This window comes from Microbacterium sp. (assembly GCF_046295495.1).
In the GTDB taxonomy this organism is placed as follows: Bacteria; Actinomycetota; Actinomycetes; order Actinomycetales; family Microbacteriaceae; genus Microbacterium.
The window spans coordinates 82,563-90,519 of record NZ_JBKBNC010000010.1 but is presented as its reverse complement, the minus strand read 5'-3'; the positions used below and the strand labels follow the sequence as shown (position 1 = coordinate 90,519).

The window sequence follows — 7,957 nt, the reverse complement described above, 5'->3', positions numbered from 1 at the left end:
TTGTAGATGTGGGGGTGTTTTCCCTGCATTGACTGCGGGGGGGGGTGTGGGAGACCTTGGCGCCCCGACAGGCCGCCTTCCGTTTCCCCACTCACCCGACCTCGGGCGTGTCGCGGTGGGTTAGCCTGTCAGCGACGTCGGAAGAACCGAAGGGAACGTCGATGAACACCAGCCCGCGCATCCGCACCATGGATGCGCTCGGGCTGCTCGTTCTTCGGCATCGTGTGTTCGGATGCCGCGGCCTCGCCGCGACTTCGAAGGCGCTGTCTGTCTAGACAGCGCCTTTTTCATACCCCTGCGCGCCCTCCGACGCCGCGAGTCGAACATCCGAGAAGCCGTCTCGGCCATTCGAGAGGAAACGGAATGCGCACACTGGTGTTGAACGCGGGCTACGAGCCCCTCGCCGTCGTGTCGTTCAAGCGGGCCCTCGTGCTCGTCATGAACGACAAGGCCACCGTCGTGGAACGGGTCGAGGAGGATCCCGTCTGGGCCTCGGCGGGAACCTACGATCGTCCGGCGGTGATCATCCTCACCCGCTACGTGCGGGTACCGGGGGCGCGCCGGGTGCCGGTCACGCGTCGGGGAGTCCTGCGCCGCGATGCCCACCGGTGCGGGTATTGCGGGAAGGCGGCGTCGACGATCGACCACGTGATGCCGCGCTCGCGCGGGGGGAAGGACACCTGGGAGAACCTCGTGGCCTGCTGCCTCGCGTGCAACAACATCAAGGGCGACCGCACCCCGCAGGAGATGCGGTGGGACCTGCGCCTGGTTCCCGCCCCTCCGCGCGGTTCGTCGTGGACGGTTCGGGGTGTCGACAAGAGCGACCCGCGCTGGGAGCCGTACCTGGCGCTGGCCGCCTGATCCCGCGGGCGACGGGCTCCCGCCCGCGTCGGCGGGCCGTGCCGGTTTCGTGGACGGGGCGCGTCGGGGCGGCCCCGACGACCCCGCGCGACGCGCGGACCTCGAGCCAGGCGAGCTTCCCGCCGGGCTCGATGTCGACGCCGGCCGGGTTGCGCAAGAGCCGCGCCCCGCGGGAGGGGCGTGGATAGGGTCGAGGGGTCGGCGCGACAGGTCAGGGGCATCGGCCCGGCCCACCCCCGTGTTCGAAGAAGCGCAGGCCACCGCGTCGTCGCGGTGCGATCGCCCCGCGGAAGGACAGAGCCCCCCATGACCTCCCTCACCCCCGAACCGGAGTCCGCCGTCGACCGCACCGGTCTGCTGGATTCCCCGCCCGAAGAACGCTTCGACCGCATCACGCGCCTCGCGCGCGAGGTGTTCGACGTCGACTACGCCCTCGTCAACATCGTCGACGACGACGAGGTCTACACGAAGTCGCAGCCGCCCGGCCCCCGTTTCGGTCGCACCCCCCGGGAGGCGGTGTTCTGCGGCGAGACGGTCAAGCAGGACGGCATCCTCGAAGTCGGCGACGCGACCCAGGACGACCGGTTCCGCGACATCGCCTCGGTCACCGAGTACGGCATGCGCTTCTATGCCGGATTCCCGCTCCGCACCGACGACGGCGACGCCGTGGGCACCCTGTGCCTGCTCGACGGCGACGCGCGCGCCCTCGACGACGCGCAGCGCCGCACGCTCGAGCAGTTCGGCCGCTGGGCGCAGGCCGAGGTGCGCCAGAGTGAAGCCACCGCGGACGCAGCCGCCGCACCCGCCGAGGCGGCGGGCGACCGCACGGAGGACACCGACGCCGACGGGGTGCGGGTGGCATCCCTCGCCATCCCGCACGGCGTCGTCAGCGGCGACAGCAGCGGATGGCAGCAGGTGGGCGGACGCGTGGTGCTCACCCTGGCCGATGTCATGGGCAAGGGCGCGGCCGCCGGCGCGGTCGCCGACGCCCTCCTCTCCGCGCTGCAGGCCCGCCGCGACATGGATCCCGTGCAGGCGATGCTCTCGGTCGAGGACGAAGCCCTCACGGACGGCCGCTACCGCGACGTGTTCGCCACCGTTTTCCACGCGGTCGTCGACGCCGCCACCGGCACGGTCGACTTCGTCGACGCCGGTCACGGGCTGACCCTCGTGCTCCACGCCGACGGTTCCAGCGAGCGCCTCGACTCGCGCAACCTCCCGCTGGGGCTTCGGCCGGCCGACGTGGTGTGGGAACCCGGCCGCGTGCGCGTGGGGCGCGGGGATCTGATCGTCAGCGTGTCGGACGGGGCGCTCGACGCCTACGACTCCACCCTCGAGAGCCTGCGGATGATCGGCGACGATCTGCGCGCCGCCGCCGACACCGGGGGCTTCTTCGACGAGTTGGCGCTGAAGGTCTCCACGCACGCGGTCGACGACGACGTCACGGCGGTCGTGCTCTCCGTGCACTGACGCGCGCGTCGGTGCGCCCGCGGGGCTGAGCGCCTTCGGATGGCGGGCGGGGGCGACGTCCGGCGTGCGCGGGGGTGTGGTCCCTTCGGCGGTCTCACGCATCGGGGCTCACGCCTCGAGGCCCACGCATCGGGGGTCACGCATCGGGGCTCACGCTTCGGGGCTCGGGGACGGAGCCGAGGCTCGGGGGTGGGGCGGCTCGGGTGCGGGTCAGCGGGGGATGACCGAGAAGAGGAAGCGTTTGCGGACCATGAACAGGATGATCCCGATCACGACGCTGTGGATCAGCGTGCCCTGCCAGAAGCTTCCTCGATCGAGTCCCGGGATGTTCGCCACCGCGAGCACGAAGAACACGTGCACGATGAAGACGTACAGGCTGGCCTGACCGAGCGGGATCCACAGCCACCCCATGCTCGAGACCAGCGGCTTCCAGGCCACCGTGAGCACCGCGTAGCTGCAGACGAGGACCAGCGGCAGATCGAGCAGTCGCCCCCACTCGAGGAAGATGCGCTGATAGCCGGAGTCGTACAGGCCCGCGTACAGATCGGACGGGAACGGGACCGGAGTGAAGCCGTAGGCCTGCCCGGCCCAGAGGTAGACGAGGATGCCGGCGTAGCCGACGACGAAGATCCCGACGCCGATCTTGCCGGGCAGCGTCGTCAGCGCGCGGATGATCCGCCGACGGTAGTACCCGATCACGAGACCGTGCGTGAACAGCACCTGCCACAGGGCGAGCGGGAACACCGCGTCGAACTGCGACGGCAGGCGGAGGGCGCCCGGGACGATGCCGTGCAGCACGTAGACGCCCCAGCTGAGCGCGAGCACCAGCCACCACAGGCGCCGCTTGATGAGCCACATGAGGGCGGGGTAGGCGAGGCTGAGCACCACGAACAGGCCCATGATGTTGAAGGGCCAGGGCCCCATCTCCAGCAGGAGGAACTGGCGCACGGCGTACCAGGGCGGCGGGTAGTCGAGCAGACGCTCGCCGTTGGGGTAGAGGTCGTACACGCGGCCGGTGTCGCCGGTCCCGCCCTCGCCCGTTCCCCGGTCGGTGAAAGTGGTGACCGCGCCGGCGTCGACGAAGGGCAGGAACCCGATCGCGAACACCAGGAGGATGACGGCCAGGGCGACGAGGTATTGCTTGCGTGCACGCGCCCAGGCGGCGAGGGCGGCGGGCCACTCCCCGCCGCGGGCGATCGCCGCGGGGAACACCATGCCCAGCACGATGCCGCTGAGCAGCACGAACAGTTCTGCGCCGGTGATCGCCCCGACCACCTTGAGCGAGGCGAACGCGAAGGGACTGGTCAGCTCGATGTGGGTGACCACGACCACGACGATGATGAAGCCGCGCAGCATGTCGATGCGCAGGTCGCGACTGGACGAGGTGTCGTCGTACCGCCACTTCGGCAGCGCTCGGCCGATGATCCCGGATGCCAGGAAGGCCACGGCCAGGACCGCGGCGCTGCCGGTGATCCAGTTCATCTCCTCGTTCGGGTCGCCGCCGCCCTCACGCACCTGCACCGTGGCGGCGGAGCCCTGCTCGGGGGTCACCACGGCCGTGACCGGTCCCCAACGGACGAGCCCCGTCGAGAGCAGGTCGGCGCGTAGCGCGGAGGCGAGTTCGCGGTTCGCCGTGGCGCGCCAGTCGACCTCGCGCCCACCGGCCTCGGCCTCTTCGCGCACGACCTCCAGCCACGTCACGCCGGTGATCAGCGGGTGGTCGGAGAGCTCGGCGAGCACCTGCCCCCACCAGCCGCGCTTGACCGAGAGCTCGGAATCGCCCTCGCGGCCGAAGTCGTACAGCGCGCCGGTGTCGAGGAGCATCGGTTTGCCCTCGCCGACCGCGAACCGGTCGTAGAACGTCTCCCGCTGGCCGCTGGTGTAGCCCCAGCGCTCGTCGAGGCGTGCCGCCACCTCCCCGTCCTCGGGAGCGGTGTTCAGCTCCAGCGGCACGTCGCGACCGGCCGCCGCCGCGGATTCCCCCTTGCCGAAGTAGTACAGCGACAACCCCACGCGATCGACGGAGTCGGCATCCGGGAAGTACGGGCCGTAGGCGTCGTCGGCCTCGGTGATGAGTCCGTCGCCGTCGGTGTCGATGGCGGCGCGATCACGCGCGGTGATGTCGTCGAGGCGACCGTCGGCGCGTTCGAAGGGGTAGCCGGCTCCGTAGGAGGGGCTCCACACCGTCTCGGCCGCGGAGGTTCCGGCGTGCACGGTGTCGGCGACCTGCTCGAACGCCTGCACATAGGCCGTGGGCTGCTGCCCCCACGACACCCATGACCCGTTCATCTCGGGTGCGAACCGCACGAACTGATCGGTGCCGTACTGCGCGCGGAAGCGCTCGAGGCGCGTGTTGAACTCGGCCGCGTCGCCCGCGGTGAGCGCGGCGAGATCCACGGACGGCTCGAGAGTCAGCACGAGCCCCGCGCCCTGCCCCGCGACCTGCACGGCCGCGCGCTGCCACTCGGCGATCGACCGCGCGTCGAGGGGATAGGCCAGGCGCACGCTGTACACCGCGGGGGTCTCGCCGAGACGGGTGCGGTAGCCGTCGGGCCCGTCGACTCCCCAGTCGAGCTCCGGGCCGAACCGGACGCCGTCCGACGTGGGCGCCGTGGGCGCACTCCGAGACGGGGTCGGCGTCGGGGTCGACGCGGAGGGCGCGGGCGCCGCCCACGCCGGGCCGGCGATGGTGACCAGGAGCGCGGCGGCGGCCCCCACGACCGCCGCGGTCCGTCGGACCGCGCGTCTCACGTTCGCCGCGTCTGAAGAGTCCAGACGTTCCGGTCGCCGTCGCGGTGGAAGCCGACCTCGTCGACCCCGGCGCTGGCCAGCGCCAGTCCGCGGCCGCTCTCCTCGTCGGCATCCGCCATGCGCACCGATGCGAGATCGAGCAGCGGCGGATCGCCGTCGTCGCGGAAGGTCGCGGTGAGGGTGTCGACGTCAGCCAGGAGGTCGAGGGTGAAACGACGCTCGTCGCCCTCCCCGCGCGAGTGCTCGACGATGTTGCCGGCGATCTCGATCACGGCCGTCTCGAATCCGAACCGCGTCGCGGGCGCCACCTCGCCGGCCTCCTGCCACCACTCGGCGAGGAGGTCGAAGATCGCGTCCAGACTCGACGGGGCCACCGCGGCGTCGAGGGAGCGGCGCACGTCGTCCTCAGTCACGCAGGGCCTCGTCGACGCTCGGACGCGGGCGCAGCACCCGGTCGAGGTTGGTCAGGCCCAGCACCATGGTGACCTGTTCCGACGGCGCGGCCAGACGAAGGTCGCCACCGGACTGGCGGGCGGTCTTCAAGCACGCGACGAGGGCACCGAGTCCGGACGAGTCGACGAACTCGGTCTGCGACAGATCCACGACCACGATCTGGCCGTCGCCGCGCCCGATCTGACTCGTCACGGTCTCGCGGAACGACTTCGCGGAGACCATCGTGAGACGGCCGCGCGGGACGACGATCGTGCCGCCGTCGCGGGTGTCGATGTCGACCTGGAGCATGTCAGTAACCCTTCGGTTGATGGTCTGAGGCGGAGTAGCGCACCGCGCGGACGATGATGCTGAAGACGGCGAGGTCGTACAGCACCCAGACGATGTTGACGAGGGGCGCGATGCCCTCGGCCTGCCCGACGGCGTACCGGATGGCGACGACCCCCAGCGAGGCGACCATCGCCCCCATCACCCACAGCTGCGGCTTGACCAGATCCCAGCGCGGCCGGTTCTCGAGCGAGCGGGTCTTGGGGGTGACGCTGAAGCCGAGCGAGCGCCCGCGGTAGACGTTATCGAAGGCGCTCGTGACCGAGCGGATCCACACCGGGAACAGCGCGAGCGAGTACTGCGCGCCGCGCCAGGTGGGGCGACCGTTGGCCACGACGAGGAACAGCACCTGGTTGATGACGAAGAACGGGATGAAGCGGGCGAAGAAGTCCACGCTCCACGCCTGCACCGGCATGACGCCGAACGAGAGGTAGAGCACGGGGGCGGCGACGTAGACGATCGCGGCGAAGCCCGAGAGGTAGCTCCACATCGTGCCGAAGTACATCAGGCGTTGACCGAGGCTCAGGCCCTTCTGCACGAGCGGGTTCTCGCGGAACATCACCTGCATCGTGCCCTGCGCCCAGCGCAGGCGCTGCGTGAGCATCGTCGGCAGGTCGTCGGGGGCGAGTCCCTTGGCCAGCACCTCGTCGTGGTACACCGACTTCCACCCCAGCCCGTGCAGGCGCATCGAGGTGGCCATGTCCTCGGTGACCGAGATGGTGGCCAGCGGCATGATGGCCTGCGCCTCCTCGTCGCGGCCGACGTCGAACGAGTCCACGAGCATGCTGACCGACTCCACGGCCGCGAGCGGCGAGAGGCTGCGCTCGCCGAGGGCGTCGAGGGCGAGGTCGTCGATCGCGGCGAGGGCGGCGGGGTCGCCGGTGACGGCGGCGAGCTCGGCGAGTTCGGCGCGCACGCCCGCGATGTCCTGATCGGCGAGGTCGCGGCGCACCGCGGCGATCCGCCTCTGGAACGCGTACGTGAGATCGGCCAGGGCGTCGCCGCGGGCGATGCCGGCCTTGAGGTCGTCGAGCGCCTGCGAGACCTGCTCGAGGGATGCCGCGATGCGCGGGTCGGAGCCGTGCTCCCGGCGGGCGCGGGCCAGCACGCGTCGCGACGACCGCATGCCGCGGTTGACGGCGAGGGTCACCTCGCCGACGTAGCGGGAGACGCCCAGCTGCATGAGTGCCTCGCGGCGCAGGATCGCGTTCGAGCCGCAGAAGAAGGCCGCGTTCCAGCCGTCCTTGGACTGCTGGATGGGTCCGTAGAACAGGGGCGCCTGGCTGCCGAGCGGGTCGCTCGCGGGAACGTTGACGAACCACTGCGGCGTCTGGACGAGCGCGACGCGCTCGTCTTCGAACCAGCCGAGCGTGCGGTCGAGGATGTCGGGGGAGGGGACCTGGTCGGCATCCAGGATGAGCAGGAACTCGCCCTCGGTGACCATGAGCGCGTTGTTGAGGTTGCCGGCCTTGGCGTGCCGGGGGCGGTTGCGCCAGGCCTCGGATCGTGTGACGACGCCGATGCCCTCCGCCTCGGCGAGGGCGCGCAGCTCCGCGCGGTCGCCGTCGTCGAGGATCCAGGTCTCGTGGGGGTAGCGGATCGCCTTCGCGGCGCGGGCGGTCTCCATCACGAGGTCGAGCGGCTCGTTGTAGGTCGTCACGAGCACGTCGACCGTGACGTCGTGCTTCAGCGGGGGAGCGTCGTGTCGCTCGCGCAGCTTCCAGGCGCCGAGGCCGAACAGCAGGGAGTCGATGAGGCTGTACGTCTCGGCCAGGACGAGGGGGACCGCGATCCACCAGGACTCCCAGTTCACCGAGGCCAGCCACCGCCAGGTGATGTAGTTGATCCCCGTCACGGCTGACAGCACGACGATGAGGCGCACGAGCGCGAGGCGTCGTGTGCGCACGAGGTCACGGCGCCGTGCCTCACGCCGCAGGTCGTCGCGGCGAATCGTGGTTTCGACGATCAATGGGGGACCTTTCGTCTCCTTTTCATCTTCTGTGAGAAGAAGTTCCCCCGGTCAATCCTTGACGCGCGTGTCGTCGACGCGAGAAGGTTCGCGCCGATCGCTTTGGTCGCGCCGATCGCTCTGGTCACG

The 7,957-nt window shown here is 70.7% G+C and carries 6 protein-coding genes; 2 read left to right on the top strand and 4 right to left on the bottom strand.

What is annotated here, in order from left to right; all coding sequences use genetic code 11:
• Positions 1-363: 363 nt before the first annotated feature.
• Both ACK4LS_RS06160 and ACK4LS_RS06155 read left to right on the top strand, forming a co-directional pair.
• The gene (locus ACK4LS_RS06160; RefSeq protein ID WP_409714729.1) at positions 364-861 is read left to right on the top strand and encodes an HNH endonuclease; all 498 of its coding nucleotides are present in this window, start codon (positions 364-366) and stop codon (positions 859-861) included.
• A gap of 306 nt (positions 862-1,167) precedes the next feature.
• Positions 1,168-2,331, top strand: a complete 1,164-nt coding sequence (locus tag ACK4LS_RS06155) for a SpoIIE family protein phosphatase (RefSeq protein WP_409714726.1) — start codon at positions 1,168-1,170, stop codon at positions 2,329-2,331.
• A 210-nt stretch (positions 2,332-2,541) separates the two neighbouring features.
• Here ACK4LS_RS06155 and opgC read toward each other — a convergent pair whose 3' ends face one another.
• Genes opgC through ACK4LS_RS06135 form a run of 4 tightly spaced genes read right to left on the bottom strand, consistent with a single transcriptional unit; the run spans position 2,542 to position 7,765 of the window.
• Positions 2,542-5,082, bottom strand: coding sequence for an OpgC domain-containing protein (gene opgC / locus ACK4LS_RS06150; RefSeq protein ID WP_409714723.1), 2,541 nt, complete (start codon positions 5,080-5,082; stop codon positions 2,542-2,544).
• On the bottom strand, positions 5,079-5,495 hold the full coding sequence (locus ACK4LS_RS06145) for an ATP-binding protein (RefSeq protein WP_409714720.1): 417 nt from the start codon (positions 5,493-5,495) through the stop codon (positions 5,079-5,081). Before ACK4LS_RS06145 ends, opgC begins: the two co-directional genes overlap by 4 nt.
• Positions 5,488-5,823 (bottom strand): STAS domain-containing protein, encoded by a 336-nt coding sequence (locus tag ACK4LS_RS06140; protein WP_409714717.1) that lies wholly within the window; start codon positions 5,821-5,823, stop codon positions 5,488-5,490. Before ACK4LS_RS06140 ends, ACK4LS_RS06145 begins: the two co-directional genes overlap by 8 nt.
• 1 nt (position 5,824) lies before the next feature.
• Entirely contained in the window at positions 5,825-7,765 is a 1,941-nt protein-coding gene (locus tag ACK4LS_RS06135) for a glycosyltransferase family 2 protein (protein ID WP_409714744.1), read from the bottom strand.
• Positions 7,766-7,957: the final 192 nt, after the last annotated feature.